At 40.8% G+C, this 14,657-nt stretch carries 14 protein-coding genes, 1 tRNA gene and 2 pseudogenes; 6 read left to right on the top strand and 11 right to left on the bottom strand.

Annotated elements, in window-relative coordinates:
- Positions 1–320: 320 nt before the first annotated feature.
- From ACFIK6_RS03190 to ACFIK6_RS03175, 4 genes and pseudogenes are all read right to left on the bottom strand, one after another.
- Positions 321–452 carry a hypothetical protein gene (locus ACFIK6_RS03190; RefSeq protein ID WP_375677363.1) on the bottom strand — a complete coding sequence of 44 codons (132 nt, stop codon included), beginning with the start codon at positions 450–452 and terminating at the stop codon, positions 321–323.
- Positions 453–734: 282 nt separating this feature from the next.
- Positions 735–1,064: pseudogene (locus ACFIK6_RS03185) on the bottom strand (UDP-N-acetylglucosamine 1-carboxyvinyltransferase); the annotation flags it as partial.
- Positions 1,065–1,246: 182 nt separating this feature from the next.
- Entirely contained in the window at positions 1,247–2,542 is a 1,296-nt protein-coding gene (gene murA, locus ACFIK6_RS03180; RefSeq protein WP_375677362.1) for a UDP-N-acetylglucosamine 1-carboxyvinyltransferase, read from the bottom strand.
- Positions 2,543–2,700: 158 nt separating this feature from the next.
- Entirely contained in the window at positions 2,701–2,853 is a 153-nt protein-coding gene (locus tag ACFIK6_RS03175; protein ID WP_015856869.1) for a hypothetical protein, read from the bottom strand.
- A gap of 177 nt (positions 2,854–3,030) precedes the next feature.
- Between ACFIK6_RS03175 and ACFIK6_RS03170 the strand changes: the two genes are divergently transcribed.
- Positions 3,031–3,105: transfer RNA gene (locus ACFIK6_RS03170), tRNA-Thr, on the top strand.
- A 730-nt stretch (positions 3,106–3,835) separates the two neighbouring features.
- On the opposite strand, the gene ACFIK6_RS03165 is transcribed toward ACFIK6_RS03170, so the two are convergent.
- Positions 3,836–4,054 carry a hypothetical protein gene (locus ACFIK6_RS03165; RefSeq protein ID WP_375677361.1) on the bottom strand — a complete coding sequence of 73 codons (219 nt, stop codon included), beginning with the start codon at positions 4,052–4,054 and terminating at the stop codon, positions 3,836–3,838.
- Between the two features lie 964 nt (positions 4,055–5,018).
- Here ACFIK6_RS03165 and ACFIK6_RS03160 point away from each other — a divergent pair.
- The 3 genes from ACFIK6_RS03160 to ACFIK6_RS03150 all read left to right on the top strand — a co-directional run bounded on the left by ACFIK6_RS03160 (position 5,019) and on the right by ACFIK6_RS03150 (position 7,771).
- A complete protein-coding gene (locus ACFIK6_RS03160) occupies positions 5,019–5,612 on the top strand; it encodes a hypothetical protein (protein WP_375641752.1) in 594 nt (197 codons plus the stop codon).
- Positions 5,613–5,877: 265 nt separating this feature from the next.
- Positions 5,878–6,240 carry a hypothetical protein gene (locus ACFIK6_RS03155; RefSeq protein WP_375641751.1) on the top strand — a complete coding sequence of 121 codons (363 nt, stop codon included), beginning with the start codon at positions 5,878–5,880 and terminating at the stop codon, positions 6,238–6,240.
- 952 nt (positions 6,241–7,192) lie between these two features.
- Positions 7,193–7,771: a J domain-containing protein gene (locus tag ACFIK6_RS03150; RefSeq protein WP_375641750.1), complete on the top strand. Its 579-nt coding sequence runs from the start codon at positions 7,193–7,195 to the stop codon at positions 7,769–7,771.
- A 508-nt stretch (positions 7,772–8,279) separates the two neighbouring features.
- On the opposite strand, the gene ACFIK6_RS03145 is transcribed toward ACFIK6_RS03150, so the two are convergent.
- From ACFIK6_RS03145 to ACFIK6_RS03125, 5 genes are all read right to left on the bottom strand, one after another.
- Positions 8,280–9,044, bottom strand: coding sequence for a YqaJ viral recombinase family protein (locus ACFIK6_RS03145; protein WP_375641749.1), 765 nt, complete (start codon positions 9,042–9,044; stop codon positions 8,280–8,282).
- 236 nt (positions 9,045–9,280) lie between these two features.
- On the bottom strand, positions 9,281–9,430 hold the full coding sequence (locus tag ACFIK6_RS03140) for a hypothetical protein (protein WP_375677360.1): 150 nt from the start codon (positions 9,428–9,430) through the stop codon (positions 9,281–9,283).
- A gap of 859 nt (positions 9,431–10,289) precedes the next feature.
- Entirely contained in the window at positions 10,290–10,478 is a 189-nt protein-coding gene (locus ACFIK6_RS03135; protein WP_375677359.1) for a hypothetical protein, read from the bottom strand.
- A 2-nt stretch (positions 10,479–10,480) separates the two neighbouring features.
- Entirely contained in the window at positions 10,481–10,870 is a 390-nt protein-coding gene (locus ACFIK6_RS03130; protein ID WP_375641747.1) for a hypothetical protein, read from the bottom strand.
- 312 nt (positions 10,871–11,182) lie between these two features.
- Positions 11,183–11,500 (bottom strand): XRE family transcriptional regulator, encoded by a 318-nt coding sequence (locus ACFIK6_RS03125; RefSeq protein WP_273723488.1) that lies wholly within the window; start codon positions 11,498–11,500, stop codon positions 11,183–11,185.
- A 417-nt stretch (positions 11,501–11,917) separates the two neighbouring features.
- Here ACFIK6_RS03125 and ACFIK6_RS03120 point away from each other — a divergent pair, with 417 nt between their 5' ends.
- A complete protein-coding gene (locus tag ACFIK6_RS03120; protein WP_375677358.1) occupies positions 11,918–12,985 on the top strand; it encodes a YdaU family protein in 1,068 nt (355 codons plus the stop codon).
- A 307-nt stretch (positions 12,986–13,292) separates the two neighbouring features.
- Here ACFIK6_RS03120 and ACFIK6_RS03115 read toward each other — a convergent pair whose 3' ends face one another.
- Positions 13,293–13,514 carry a hypothetical protein gene (locus ACFIK6_RS03115; RefSeq protein WP_375677357.1) on the bottom strand — a complete coding sequence of 74 codons (222 nt, stop codon included), beginning with the start codon at positions 13,512–13,514 and terminating at the stop codon, positions 13,293–13,295.
- A gap of 408 nt (positions 13,515–13,922) precedes the next feature.
- On the opposite strand from ACFIK6_RS03115, the pseudogene ACFIK6_RS03110 reads away from it, so the two are divergent.
- Positions 13,923–14,561: pseudogene (locus ACFIK6_RS03110) on the top strand (DNA primase); the annotation flags it as partial.
- Between the last annotated feature and the right edge of the window lie 96 nt (positions 14,562–14,657).

Here is a 14,657-nt window from a genome sequence, read left to right as displayed (position 1 = left end):
TTTAGTGCTAAAGAGCACCTGGACATAGCAAAAACTCCCGGAATTCCGGGATACCCACAAAAGTAGGCTAATTTTATGTACTGAACTTTAGGGCTTTCAGACCCTACTGATCGTTGCGTAGACGACCAAAGTTACCCTTTAAGGTATAAAATAATTTCAGGAAATTAGCAATAAAATTTAAAACAGTCTTTGTTTTATGAGCCCCACCCTTCTTTTATGCTCGCTCGTAAAAACTCCAGAACTATGAGATAAGCCCCGCATTTATTGCGAGGCTGAACAACCCTTAACCCTTGAGATCAAGCCCCCCAAAAAGCATTGTGCTAAAACGCCCCCCAAAGCACACCTGAAAGCACGCCGCCAACAACATCCACCCCAAGCAACCTCTCCAAAGCCATTCTTTGGGGCATATCTTTGAAAGGTTTACACGCTGATGCGTTGGATTTTTGCGCCACAACGGACTAATTTTTCCTCCAACCTCTCAAATCCACGATAAAAATCCGCCCCGCCCATACCCTTTCCAAGAACACCCCCCTTGAAAAAGAAGACCTTGAAGGGTGCTCTAGAAAATCATTCCCCACCCAAAATTCAAGCACAAAAGAAAACAACCCATTTAAAACAAACACGCATCATCCTATCCCCCTCCAAAATGCCCTTCAAGCACACCCCAAAACATGGACATACACCTTAAGTCATGCCCGCACACACAAACAGCATTCAGTATATCTTTGAAAGGTTTACACGCTGATGCGTTGGATTTTTGCGCCACAACGGACTAATTTTTCCTCCAACCTCTCAAACCCACGATCAAGATGATAGACACGATTGACGATTGTTTCCCCCTTTGCCGCCAAAGCTGCAATCACAAGAGAAACAGAAGCGCGCAAATCCGTCGCCATGACAGGAGCCCCTTGCAAATTCTCTGTTCCATAAACAGTTGCCATTTGCCCATCAAGCTTTATCGAAGCCCCTAAACGATTGAGTTCTTGAACATGCATAAAACGATTTTCGAAAATCGTCTCTGTAATATGCGCAATGCCTAAACCCCGTGTCATAAGCGCCATAAACGACACTGGGAATAATGATACAAGTCTCTATTTGTTTGTTTTATGAGCCCCACCCGCCTCTCAAACGCTTATTCCCGCTCGTAAAAACCATGAGATAAGCCCCGCGTTTATTGAGAGGATTAACAAACCTTGTTGTCTGAGATTAAGCCCCTTAAAGGGAGACCGAATACCCTTGAAGAGAATTACACTGTGATGCGTTGAATTTTTGCGCCACAACGGACTAATTTTTCCTCTAATCTCTCAAATCCACGATCAAGATGATAGACACGATTGACGATTGTTTCCCCCTTTGCCGCCAAAGCTGCAATCACAAGAGAAACAGAAGCGCGCAAATCCGTCGCCATGACAGGAGCCCCTTGCAAATTCTCTGTTCCATAAACAGTTGCCATTTGCCCATCAAGCTTTATCGAAGCCCCTAAACGATTGAGTTCTTGAACATGCATAAAACGATTTTCGAAAATCGTCTCTGTAATATGCGCAATGCCTTCAGCCCGTGTCATAAGCGCCATGAATTGCGCTTGGAGATCGGTTGGAAAAGCAGGATAAGGTCCTGTTTTAATATCAACGGGCATAATTTTGGTGTTCTTTGGATTTCGCTTAACATGAATTCCTTGAGGTTCTATTTGAATCTCAAGTCCTGTTTTTTGGAGAACCTTAAGCACTTTTGTGAGATGATTAGGATTTGCATTTTTAAGAAAGACATCGCCTCCTGTCATAGCAACAGCCATTGCATATGTCCCCGCTTCGATTCGATCAGCAATAACGCGTATTTTTGTCCCTTTAAGTTTTTTAACCCCTTCAATTGTAAGCGTTGTTGTTCCCTCACCAGTTATTTGAGCCCCCATAGCATTCAAAGTTCGAATAAGGTTTGCCACTTCTGGTTCACAAGCCGCATTCTCAAGAACGGTTGTTCCCTTTGCCAATGTCGCCGCCATAAGCATTACATGGGTTCCACCAACAGTGACCTTAGGGAAACGATAATGAGCACCTTTTAACCCCCTTGGCGCTTTTGCATGAACATATCCATTTTCGATCGTAATCTGTGCTCCTAAAGTTTTAAGTCCATCAAGGATAAAATCGACAGGTCTTGTTCCGATAGCGCATCCTCCAGGAAGCGAAACATAAGCCTCTAAACATCGTGCAAGGAGAGGTCCGATAACCCAAAAGCTTGCGCGCATTTTTTTCACCAGTTCGTACGGCGCCCGTGTTGTCGCTATTTTTTGCGCAGTAAAATGAATTGTTCTTGAATTGACACACTCATCGTTAAACTCTTGTCCATCAACGGCATATCCCACACCATGATTATTGAGAATACGAATAAGCAATTCGACATCGGCTAGATGAGGAATATTTTCTAAAGTAAGCGTTTCTTCTGTCAAAAGCGCCGCAATCATAAGAGGCAACGCAGCATTTTTTGCCCCTGATATAGGAATTGTTCCTTTAAGTTGTTCTCCCCCAACAATTTGAATAGAATCCATCGTGTTTTCCCTCTTTTCCTTTGTGCCTACCCTTCCAAAGGATTTTCCCCCTTCGGGAAGTTATGCTTTATTAATCGTTTTAGAACGCATTCTAAATATGAGAACAAATTATTGAGAAGTTTGGTTGCAAAGCTTCACTAAAAAACTTTTTTTGCATTTTAGAGTTCTGTTTGCGCTCTTTGTCGGCTTTGCTCTTTTCGACGTTTTAGATTTTGACGCAATTGTTGCGCTAATCTTTCTTGACGCCGTTTTGCTTTTTCATCTTGATGATTCATTTCATTTTGTTTTTGTTTTTGATGCATTTGTGTCATTGCGCAACCTTTTAAACAGTGTTGAGCTTCTATCCAAGCAACTCATAACCTTAAATATTTAAGCATATAAGAAATATATGTCATGACATAAGATACGTTTTCTTGCAAGAATATACAAATGTTCTCTTGCCTATTTTCTGACAATATGGCACAAGACAGCGCAAAGATTGAAAAGGGGCTGCGGTAGCTCAGTGGTAGAGCACTCCCTTGGTAAGGGAGAGGTCGAGAGTTCAATCCTCTCTCGCAGCACCATTTTATTCTTCTTTTTCCCCTCTCTTTTTGCCTCTATAAGCCTTCCCTATAAGCCTAAATCTTTTCCCCCAGCCTCCATCGGCTTCATCAAATCCCCTATCCTAAACCATGCGCTTCAATGGCTTAAAAATCAATGACTCCAAATCAATGTCCTCAATGACACGCTTAATCTCCAAAATGCTTTATGAGCGGCTTTTGAAATTACCCCACCCCAAAGAATAGTCCTCTCCCATTACCTCTCCCTTTTTCTTGCATCCTCCTCTTTCCTTCCCTTAAGAACACTCCTTCTCTTTGCCAGGCCTCACTATTCCCCCTCTTGACACCCTTACCCCTTTTTAACATTTTTATTTCTTGAATATTTTTCCCCCACAAGCTCACCCTGCTTGTAATATGCAGACAAACGATTTTACTTGATTCAATATAAGAGAATTTGAATAAGAAGGTATAAGAACATCTCGCACTATTTCAGGCTCTCATTGAAATTCAAATTGAATCTCAACAATAAATTATTATAAACTCATTGTTTGAACACATCCCATTGATATCCTTAAAGCCCCCCCAAAAACCAATCATCTTATCTTTCTCGCCTCTCTATCCACCTCAAACAGTATAAGCATTCCCTCTAAAAATTAGAATAAGCTTCATCGATCCTATTCGTCATTTACAACAGATCTAACAGAGCCATTTCCAGAACCTCCTCTCAACTCAATTCCTTCCCCATTCTCTCCTTTCATGACCAAAAGCAAAAACCAAACAATGATAAAGCACCCCCCTCAATAAAGCTTTCAATAAGCCACCCCACGGCTCCTATATGCCAAACACCCCCCATGTGCCAAACACCCCACATGCCCCCCCCACATGTGCCAAACACCCCACATGCCAGAAAATCAATAGCCCACCTTTTCAAAGAAGATCCCTCATTACCAATTGTATACACTATATTTTCCACGTTCTCTAAGCCACTCCTCTTTCAAGACGCACCTTTTTTATACGAATCCTTTAATTTATACCGATAGCGTTATTCCTCTTGCAGAAGAACAAGAAGAGCGAAAAATTCTCTTCCCCTCTATTCTATTGAAATCAACCACCCTTCTTCGCTTACAGTTCACAAGCAGAAAGATCCGTATGGCGTGAAACATTCCAAGAAAAGCCTACCTTTTATGCAAAATCCCCCCCCCAGTAAACGAGATTATGAATCATCCCAAGAGCTAAAGCCCATACCGCAATCTTGAGAACAAGCCCCAAATAGTACCAACTTACTTTTTCATAAAGTCAAAGATGAGGTGTGCAATATTTATAATCTACATTTATAACTTACGGGGCTTTATCGTTACCCCTCACAATACCATTTACACGCCCCAGCATGAAGCTCACAAACGCCGGTATGAAATGGGCATGAAACGAGTATAAAAAGAGCTTAGAGCAAGATGTTTCTTTAAAACAAGCGCGTAACTATGCACAACAAGTATATTTCATTGAAATCATTTTGGATATTCCCTATTCCCGCCTAGGACAACCATTTTGGTGACAGAACCTCCCTTATATTTTCTGCTGTCCTTGTCTCCTCTGTCCTTGTCTCCTCCAAAGAATAAAAAGTCTCCTCCAAAGAATAAAAACCCCGCATGTGCGGGGTTTCTATCCTGTACCACACCCTTATTTAGATACAGTATAATCACTATCGCGGTTTTCATTAAATACGTTTTTGCCTATATTTTCAACACAAAAATAACACATATTGATTTATTCAACAAAAATCATTAAAAATTAAAATGATGAAATTATTATTCAAAACGTACGTCATAACATTTATAACGTTTTTTTCTGTATCCCTATTATTGGGGTGTACTCAAGTAAGCGACCTTTCTGAATACGATAGGCTTTACCAAAAATATGTCCATGAAAATTACACTCCTTTGGCATATTCTCAGAAATTAGAAAAAGCAAAAAAAGAGGTAGAATATTTAAAAGCGTATATGGAATGGACTGTAGACATACCCCATGACAAAAGTCAATTTTGGAGGCATTTAATAACATTGCCCAGTAATCCTCCAGAATTCAATATTTTTAAACATTATCACATATTGCTTGTTTTTTGTGGACGCTTTTTTGATTTATGGCAAGGTGATAAAACGATGCCCACACTTACATTTAACGACTTACCAACAAGACTTAGGGCTTTTAAAGCTGACGGGATGAAACACATGAAAAATTGGAATTATGTAGAAAGATTTTTCCGCGACGCAAAGTTTGAAACAAACTTTGATGATCCAATGTTTGCGTACGCAGAAAAATTTTTGGATTCCCCTAATGGCATTAGTCGAAAAGAACAAACTCTTCAGACAGAACTGCTCATAATAGGCAATGAACTCACGCGTTTTAGAAACACAGCAACAATGTGCGTTATGGCTAGAGAGGTATACCTTGCAATGATGCCCAAAGAAAATGTAAAGCCACCCGTAAGATATAGCACTTTTGAAAGATGGACGCAGTATCTAAAAAACCTTTAAACGGATAATAAAACGCCTTTCAAAATACTTCTAAAGAACCATTAAGCCCTCTCACAATGACTATAATCAAGCACAAAAAGGGTATAAAAAACAATGTTAATTAAACAGTCTTTATTGAGAAACGTCTTAATTATCGCCCTTTTAACAACGCATCTTTTTTATTCTTCAAAGGGATATACTCATTCGAATGAACTCTTCTCTTCAAAAGAAATTACAGAAAGAGAGAGAGATTGTTTCGCATTTTCCTCGTTAATGGAAGTCGCTGGTGGTCAGAAAAATTCTACCAAATTCTCTGGATAGAAAAAACATTTTTTTGGAAAACAAGTGGCGGTTATCGCAACCGCTCTATGAAAAACATGTCAATATAATAAAAAAATGGCAGAATATAATCAAAAAACGACATCATGTATTTAATACTCTGTGTAGCCTTATAGAATTAGAAATAGATGCAATGCGACATGTGAATGAAGCAAAACACTCTAATGAGCATACCCATCTCTCAAACCGTATGAAACACATAGAGACATATCAAGAGCGTATAGCTAAAAACAAGAAAGAACTTGAGAAACTTGATCATGAAATTGAGATCTTATACAGAGTTATCATAGAGTATACAAAATTACCATAAACTTTGATCTATTCATTCCATAACTTTATGAAAAGTGCTTCTCAACAAAGGGTATCCTGCATTTTCAAGCATTTTGAACTATCTATCGCCATCTTTAGATGCAAAGTGCCAAAGTACATACAATTTGTTGTATTTTACCAACATAAAAATAACACATATTGATTTATTCAACAAAAATTACTTTATAAAAGCTTGTTAGAAACAAAAGACAATAAATACCCTATGTTTAAACACTTTATTTTATTTGCTACAGCAATAAGCGCTGTTTTATTCATGCATTACACAACCCACAGTTGTGCAAAAGACGAATTTTTTGTTGGGAATACTTCTCCGATCAATTGTATTTCCAAAGAATATATAAAACAAAAAATAGAAAAGAAGATATTGGAAAAAGAACGCGAAAGATAATGGTTAGAGCTTGAAAAATTTTCTGTTAGTGCTTGTCCAATTAGAGAGTTTCCTGTTTACCCTGTTTTTTCTATTATCGATTGTATTCCAGAGAAAGAACTCAAAATCGTTTTAATAAAGATAAAATAAATATAATAAAATTATTCATGCAATGGTTTATCATAGGATTCATCATAACAAAGATAATGTCCGTTCCCATTAGTTTACTTTGGCGTTTTAGATTTAAAGTTCCTGCCTGTTTATTTACAATTTATAATAATGACAACCTTGTCTATTATTACTGTCCCTTTATATTTGATTTATTGTCTCTCTTTTAATCTATTTTTGTAAAAAATACTTCTAAAATATTAAAAACACCCTGCTTTTTCAAGCGTTTTGAACTGTATCTCCCCTCATTTAGATACAGTGGTCCCAAGTACAGCCCCGCCATTCAATACGATCTTCACCATACTTTAAACATAAGATAATACCCATTGATATATTCAACAAAAATCAGTTAAACTATCCTATAAAAATAAAAGCCATACACAAGTAGCAGTATTTAATGATATTAAATGAAGACGATTATTATGGAATTCTTGGTGTAAGCTACGAATGCAACGATAAACAAATAAAATCTGCTTTTCGTAAATTAGCTCTACAATACCATCCTGATCATAATTCTAGTACCGAAGCTAAACAAAAATTCAGAAAAATTCTTGAAGCCTATGAAGTTCTTAAAGATCCTCGAAAGAGAGCTGCTTACAATCAATTCTATCACAAGACCTCTGAAAACACTCACAAGACTTCTGAAAACAATTACAAGACCTCTGAAAACACTCACAAGACCTCTGAAAACACTCACAAGACCTCTGAAAGAGGTAGAAGCCAAAAGAACAGAATAAAAGATAATATTAATAATATCAAGCGTGTCATTTTTATTATTTGTGGAATAACGCCTCTAATTTATGGAACAATTTCACTCTTTACGTGGAATATACCACTAGGGATAATAAGTATAGGGTTATTAATTCTCGTCAGTATAAAAGGATATTTAGTAAAGATTGGTAAATTGATATTCTGGCTCATACTCATACAACAATTTTTACTGTTTACCAGATTGATATTGAAAATTATCTCATGAAAATGCTTTTGAAGAATATTAAGAGCGCCCCCACAGTGAATTCACAAAATGTAGTCATTTTTGATTTTTTATAACAAGGGATTGTAGAAAAACATAAAGATTATAATGTCTCTATCCGTTTTTTCCCTATTCTCCCGTTTTCCCCAACAAGCCCACTTGACTCCACACAGATTTTTTCTCATGCCCCCCTGTCTCATATCAACCCCTCAATTCCCCTAATCTCCCCCCCCCAAGCTTCCCCCTCAAGAACGAAAGCATACCGCACATCATGGTCACCGCCATAAAGAAGCACTTGGGCCATCATTACGTAAAATAATGCCCCCCTTAACACGCACCACAAAAGCACCCAGCCCCCCATACGTCTCCTGTCTCACTTCTCCCGTCAAACATCTCCTTCCATTTTCCAGCATGCTTTACCTATCACTCCAAGCTCCCTACTTGCGTGCCCAGAAAACACAAAAACCGGCTCTTTCCCCCCTCTGCTCTTTTCCCCTTTGAACGTACCTTTTTATAGAACTTTGCCTCTCCTCAACGTTGCACACGATCCCCCTCTTGTCCGCCTCATTCTTGTTTTGCCCTCTAGCAGACGCTTTGTCTTCATTCCAAGCACCCTTTTTTCCCCCTCCTTCAAAGCAATTTCTGTCCTTATATGAAAATCTGTCCCAATACTCTTAATTTGCTGTACCATCTTCTCCAAAGCCTCATTAAAACGGCTAATTTCATTTTCCAGCTTGCAAATATACGCTTCATCACGATAAGCACGTTTAATCAAAGGAGGCATATCCGGCCAATAGAGCATTAAATCCACCCATTCGCGTTGAGAAATCCATAATCCTCCTTGACATTGTGCTTTATGTTCTGCTGGAAAACTCTTTTGCATGAAATGAGGAATTAAAATTTCAGGTTTTTTTGTTTTAATTTCTAATAAGCCATTTTTTCCCACAAACGCATCAGGGGAAAATCCTTGTCCGCGGTCATCTGCCAAAACAAAGCCAATACATTCAGGTTCTGTATGTGTAAGTTTCCCATAGAGCTGTCGTGCGATTGGTTCTAATTCTGTCCCGCGTCGCTGAGAAACCGTTGTTCCTTCCTCAACGGTTTTTCCTGTAATTCTTTCTCCTGCCAATTTCATCATCACATTCTGATATCGTGACGTTTTTTGCCCCTGTTTTTTTTGTGCCATAACCATCTCAAACAAAGAAGCCGTAATCAAACCATTACGCACTTTCAGCCATTCTTCTGTTCCCTGGATACAATCGATAATGATTGGCATGATCTTTCTCCCCTTCATTTTTAAAGTGTTTTTTGCAAGATATCCTCTTTGAAACATTCACCTTTTTTAAGCTGTGTCCATCACACGAACTAAAGATGACAGCATCCTTCAATGCATCCTTCAATATTGTGCCCCGAAAACACAAAAAACTGCTCTTTTCCCCCTCTGCTCTTTTCCCCCTCTGCTTTTTCCTTTTTATAGGTTGAAACCTGTCTGTACTGCTGCTTCTCTTCCTCCTAAGCCTCATGTTTGTTCTCCCGCATGCTTTTCGTGTCACGAAAAGCCCAAAAGCTGGATAACGACCTGCCCCACCCCTCCATTGCCTCAATCCCCCAATGAACCAGCCGCCACCATTTCCCCTCGCAAAGCGCCCACAAGTTTCTCATTCATAGGCTCTTTCCTTCACACCCCCTGTCTCATATCAGCCCCCAAATTTCCCCCAACAAACCCTCTTGTCTCCACACAGATTTTTTCTCATGTCCCTACATTCCTTTCCTCTTATCAGCCCCGCAAGCTCCGCCCCACAAGCTTCTCCCAAGCTCCCCCCTCAAGAACGAAAGCATAACGCACACCATGGTCACCGCAATAAAGAAGCACTTGGGCCCATCATTACGTAAAATAATGCCCCCCTTAATACGCAACATCAAAGCAGCTAAAAACCCACGCGCCCCCATACGTCTCCTGTCTCACTTCTCCCGTCAAATATCTTCCCCATTTTCCAGCATGCTTTATGTACCCCTCCAAGCTCCTTACTTGCGTGCCCCCGAAAACACAAAAAACTGCTCTTTTCCCCTTTGAACGTACCTTTTTATAGAACTTTGCCTCTCCTCAACGCTGCACACGATCTCCCTCCTAAGCCTCATGTTTGTTCTCCAGCATGCTTTTCGTGTCACTCCAAGCCCACCAAACTGGATAACGACCTGCCACCCCTCCATTGCCTCAATCCCCCAACGAACCAGCAGACACCTTTTCCCCTCGCAAAGCGCCTGCAAGTTTCTCATCCATAAGCTCTTTTCTCCCCCCCTGTCTCATATCAGCCCCCAAATTTCCCCCAACAAACCCTCTTGTCTCCACACAGATTTTTTCTCATGTCCCTACATTCCTTTCCTCTTATCAGCCCCGCAAGCTCTGCCCCACAAGCTTCTCCCAAGCTCCCCCCCCAAGAACGAAAGCATACCGCGCACCATGGTCACCGCCATAAAGAAGCCCTTGGCCCCATCATTGCGGCTCGCTTTTTCAATCTAGCTATTGCACAACGGAAAAATCATGGCGGCAATATTCTTCCCCCAATTTTTTTGCCACAGACTGAGCCACCTCTGGTGATATGAAAAGAATAGCGTTGTGTTTTTGTGGTTCGAGTCTGATTAAATTTCGCATATTTCCAGCATAATAAAGCGGAATCCCTTGATAAGAAGTCTTGAGATAACTTGGCATGTTTACCACCAATAATCTGCCAAGACATCACATGGGCGTAAACGATGCTGTTTTTCATAAGAGCCATAGAGATTATCTTCATAATCACAAGCGGCTCTTTCATTTAAACAAGCATGATAAGCTTCACTATTCAAAACGAAGGGCTGCAATGGCGTATTTTCTTCATTTATTTCATGATTTTCGACATAAAAATCAGCGATTTGTTCCGTAACATCTTCAGCATGAGAAGTTGTCAGATCGAGTCGTAAAACTCTATAAACAGTTTCACATTCTTCAATCAGTTCGAGCACTTCTTCGATTTCGTCGATTGGTCCTTCATAAGTACTAGGATTTTCCTCTTCGCATAACACGATAATGATTTCATCCTCTTTAACGAATGAAATATTTTTCATGATTTCCCCCTTTAGATAGTTGATAAAGCATAGCCTTGTCTTGACAAGACTAAATATAGCGTTAGTCTTATATCCTCTATAGGAGAGATGTCAACCATTTTATCCTTCATAAAAGATATATTTTAAATATCTACGGGGTTCAAATGACATATGTAAATAAAAATCTATTATTCTTTGTTCCCCTCATGCCCCTTTGTTGTTCTCTATTTGTTCTTACTAAATTGCAATTATAAACACACAGGAGAGATAAAATGAGTGATATAATATTAATAAAATACTGGAGTCGTCTTGATTCAAAAGCACAGAAGGAAGTTATTTTGCAGCTTCGTCAACGGGTCGCCGCAAAAGAGTCAAAATCGCCTGTCTCTCTTGCGGAGAAAGTTTTGAAATAAGCTCTATAAATTCTTTATCTTCAGGGCTAGCCCCTTTACCGTAAAGAATATAATTCATACTGATATTAATTTCGTGACAAATTCGCGAGAGAGATTCGATTGTTGGTTCTTTTCCTTCAGAAAGAATAGAATGAAGGTATCCTGCGCCTTTACCGGCAGCAAGTGAGATAGATCTTTTAGACCGCCCACTTTTTTCCAAAGCAATCCTTAATCTTTGACGCCAACCATCGATATTCATAATTTCACCATATAGCGCGTCTTTTTAAAAAAACACGTCCTTTTTATAAAACGAGCTTGCATTATCCTCTAAAAAGGATAAAATTAAGGAAACAAATTTTACTTTTTAGGGGGAATTTTTTTTTATTTTTGGATCATAAAAACACTTTAACCACCCTACAGGATACAAAAGACCACTCTCCAAAGCTTTTGCCCAAAAGCAAGTACATTGAGAATGTGTGGTATTCTTTATTTTTTCCATCACCGCAATCTTAAATCGTAAGTTTGCATGCGCTTCAAGCACAGCCAATCATTTATAAGCGTCGTAAAGAAGCCTCTCGTCATCATCGAACAGAGCCAAACGCAACACAAGTTAAATCCCTATTTGAGCTTTTATCATCAATAAAAATGTATAAAAAAGAAGAAAGTAGATTGCAGTATGAAACACGCTAATCAACAAGAAACTCCTCATTATGAATCGTCTAGGCTTCCATATGTTTGTTGGTATCAAAATGACTTTCTAGGAGGCGTTCGTGGGATGCGTGCACACGAAATTGGAATCTATACGATTCTTCTCAATGAAATGTATGCACGCGGTCGTCCTCTAGAGATATCAGAAGAACGTTTAGCGCGTCTTTGTGGTTGTGACAAGCGAACTTTTGTTAATGTTTTAGAGATGCTCATCCAAGAGGGTAAGATTTTAAATTTAGCCAATGGATTATGGAACAAGCGTTGCGAAAATGTTTTTCAAGAGCGTGAAAAATTGCTTGAACAAAAATCTTTTGCGGGTCGTTCTTCGGCAAAAAAGCGCAAAAAAATCAATGCTGAGATTCAACAACTGCTCAACGAAAATACAAAAGATGCTACACAAAACTCAGAAGCTCAAAAGACAGAAGAAAAGAAAACACCTTACGGTGTTTTAGAAAAGAAAATTTTGTTTGATGAGACAGAACCTTGTTTTTCCTGCGAAGAGAACTTTGAACAAAGCGATCACCCGTCACCCTCATCAGCTCTTAATTCTGCTCTCCCTTCCCCACCACAAGAAGAAACGGAGCAAAAAAACGCTTCCCCCTCAAACGCTTCCCAAGGCGATTTCGCCCCTGCCCCTATTGCACAAATTGTCACGGAGGAAAAAACAAAATCCGCCACCAATCTCCCCTCCAGCCTCTCTGTATCCAGCCCGCCTTCTTCCAACAAAAAAACCACTGCCTCAGTTGCCAAAGGGCACCGTCTTCCTGAACATTGGCAAGCAGACATCAAGGCGGCAGTTTCAGAAGGTTTGAGTGAGAGCCAAGCCCATTGGCAAGAAAAGAAGTTTCGCGACTATTGGCAAGCCAAGAGTGGCAAAGAAGCGCTCAAAGTAAACTGGCAAGCCACATGGCGCAACTGGTTTCGCCGTGAAATCGAACGGCTAGAACAGCAAAAACAGAAGAGCCCCTCATCTTTCATCTCTGAGAACAACGACACGCTTTACCGCAGTTTGATCAACTATAGCGACAATTTTTGACATCACAAGAACAACGTATTTTTCAAGCACGCGAGGGGATAAAAATGTTTCAAAAGCATAAAAGAAACCACAAAACCAACACGGAACAAAACAAAGGGCGGCAAAACAACAATGAAATAAGCTCTTCATACAGCAAAACGAGTCAACATCACCCATTTTGCTCTCATAACAAAAGCGCTCGCCTTACACGCCTCATCTCTTGCACGCAAAGGAACACAAACGCTCTCCGTCCTCTCTGTATCCATTCCGCCTTCTTCCCCCCCCCACTACCTCAGTGATTGCCCAAAGGCAACCGTTTTCCATGCCCTTAGCAAATAGTTATCAACGCAGCAGGTTCAGAAATTTTCAATGAAGAGCAAACTCTTTGGCAACAAACCACTCCTCCACACACACACACCCCAGCAGGCACCCCAACACACGCCTCAGCACGCCCCCCAACACACACCTCAGCAAGCACCCCAGCACACACCTCAGCAAGCGCCCCAACACACACCCCCCAACACACATCCCAGCAAGCACCCCAACACACACCTCAGCAAGCGCCCCAACACACACACCCCCCAACACACCCCCCAGCAAGCACCCCACAACAGGGCACAACCCCTCAGAGGCATATCCACCCCGCCCTTCTTTGCACCCCCCTCCTCCTTCCCCAAGGGCATCGTCTTCCTGAACATTGGCAAGCAGACATCAAGGCAGCAGTTTCAGAAGGTTTGAGTGAAAGCCAAGCCCATTGGAAAGCCAAGAGCGACAGAGAAGCGCTCAAAGTAGACTAGCAAGGCATATAAGCCCCCAAATGCCCATAAGCCCTCCATAGCCCCCAATAAGCCCTCCAAATAGCACCACGGGATTTCACTATCAGATCAAACAGCTAGAACAGCAAAAATAGAGTCCCCCCCACATCTTGAGAAAAACAGCAATAATATCACGAATGACCATGAGCACAATTTTTGAAATCAAACAAAAACTTATCTCACAAGCAGATAGAATAGCAGAAATGCTTCTTCCCCAAGGGCACAAACGAGGCAACAACTGGATTGTAGGCAACACACGTGGTGAAGCGGGTCAAAGTTTATCAATTTGCTTAAGCGGGAATAAAGCAGGACTTTGGTATGACTTTGCAGAAGGCACTGGAGGAGATCTTTTAGACCTTTGGTGTGAAGTCAAAGGCATTAGCCTCTCTCAAGCATTAGAAGAAGCACGCGCAACTCTCAATCTAACACGCCCCAAACCCTTTATGGTCCCTCATCGTTCCTATCGCCGTCCACCGGTTCCTAAAGGGCAGACTCCGCAAAATCTCGTAAAAAACTATCTCCACAAAGAACGCCACATTCCTCTAGAGGTTATAAAGCGTTACCGCATAGGAGAAAATGGTGACAAAATCATTTTCCCCTTTTATAAACCCAATGGTACCCTTGCTTTAGTCAAAGAACGGCTCGCACAAGCGGGAGCAAAAACCAAACCAACCGCTTCCCAATGTGAACCGATTTTATTTGGTTGGCAAGCCCTTTACCCCACAAACCACCCCTCCACGCACACACCCCAGCAGGCGACCCAGCACACACCTCAGCAGGCATCCCAGCAAGCATCTCAGCACACATCTCATCACACACCTCAGCAGGCACCTCAGCATGCACCTCAGCACACCCCTCAGCATGCACCTCAGCACACA

Origin of the sequence: Bartonella sp. AS69XJJH, assembly GCF_042195585.1 — a bacterium.
In the GTDB taxonomy this organism is placed as follows: domain Bacteria; phylum Pseudomonadota; class Alphaproteobacteria; order Rhizobiales; family Rhizobiaceae; genus Bartonella.
This window is presented reverse-complemented; position numbering and strand designations above follow the sequence as displayed.